1 pseudogene is annotated in these 617 nt (G+C 60.1%); it reads left to right on the forward strand.

The window, feature by feature from the left end:
- Positions 1–617: pseudogene (locus tag BG60_RS36190) on the forward strand (IS3 family transposase); the annotation flags it as partial.

Consider the following 617-nt stretch of genomic DNA (forward strand, 5'->3'; position numbering starts at 1 on the left):
CAGTTGCAGGAGCGTGCAGCCGACGTGTTTGGGACGGCGGGCGTGGTATCGAACGAGCCACCGGTTGATGTGAAGACTTTGCACGCCAAGATCGGCCAGCTTTCTCTGGAAAACGATTTTTTAAGCGGCGCGCTCAACAAGGCGGGATTGCTGAGCGCAAAGCGATGATTGACCGTGGCCATGCGTTGCCGGTTTCGCAGCAAGTCCGGTTGGTGGGCATTGCAAGGTCGAGCGCGTATTACCAGCGGCAGCCGGTGAGCGAATCCGGCCATCGGTTGATGCGCCGCATAGACGAACTGCATCTGGAGTTTCCGTTCGCCGGAGCGCGGATGCTGGCGCGCCTGCTGCGGCGAGATGGCTTTGAGGTTGGCCGCCGCCGTGTGCGCACGCTCATGAAGCGTATGGGTGTGGAAGCGCTTTACTGCAAGCCGAACACAAGTCGACGCAACTCACAGCACAAGGTTTGGCCGTATCTGCTGCGCGGCATGAAGATCGAGCGCGCCAATCAGGTGTTCGCGCTCGACACGACATACATTCCCATGGCGCGTGGCTTCGTCTATTTGACGGCGGTAGTCGATTGGGCGAGTCGCAAGGTTCTTGCGCACCGCGTGGCCATT

It is taken from the genome of Caballeronia zhejiangensis (assembly GCF_000698575.1).
GTDB classification, from domain to species: Bacteria; Pseudomonadota; Gammaproteobacteria; order Burkholderiales; family Burkholderiaceae; genus Caballeronia; species Caballeronia zhejiangensis.